The organism is Rhodococcus sp. 24CO (assembly GCF_050586165.1).
Taxonomy (GTDB): domain Bacteria; phylum Actinomycetota; class Actinomycetes; order Mycobacteriales; family Mycobacteriaceae; genus Rhodococcus_F.
Map to the genome: position 1 here is coordinate 1 of NZ_JAZFNF010000073.1, position 608 is coordinate 608.

Annotated in this window: 1 pseudogene; it reads right to left on the minus strand. The window is 64.3% G+C overall.

Features of this window, described 5'->3' with window-relative positions:
• Nucleotides 1-608 (minus strand): annotated as a pseudogene (locus V2B23_RS30895) (indolepyruvate ferredoxin oxidoreductase family protein); the annotation flags it as partial.

Sequence of the window (608 nt, forward strand, 5' to 3'; positions counted from 1 at the left end):
ATGCACGCCTGGACAGCCAATTGACCGGAGTGGAAGAAGGTGCCGTCGCCGATGTTCTGGAACAGGTGAGGCACGTCGGTGAACGGTGCCTGCCCGATCCACTGGCTGCCCTCGCCGCCCATCTGCGTCAAGCCGGTGACAGCGCTGTCCTCACGGCCGGACATGGTGACGAGTGTGTGGCAGCCGATTCCGCCGCCGCCGATGGAACCCTCGGGGATTGCGGTGGAACGATTATGGGGGCACCCACTGCAGAAGTATGCGGTTCGCTTGGCGGAGAGCACGTTCAGCGACAGCGGGGCAGGAAGGGTGCGCTTGAGCTCGACGTGCGGCTTGAGTACGCGGCGCAACGGGGCGAGCAACCGGCCTGCGGTGAGCTCACCGCTCGCGGGCATGAGAAGTCGGCCCTGGCCGTCGCGCTTACCGATAATGCGCGGGGCGTCGTCGATTCCGTAGAGAATCTCACGAATCTGAGCCTCGATGAATGCCGTCTTGTCCTCGACCACGATGATCTGCTCGAGTCCAGTTGCGAACTCTCGCACCGACTCCCCCACCACCGGGTACGGCATACCGATACGGAGCAGCCGAATTCCCGCACGATGCAGGGCAGC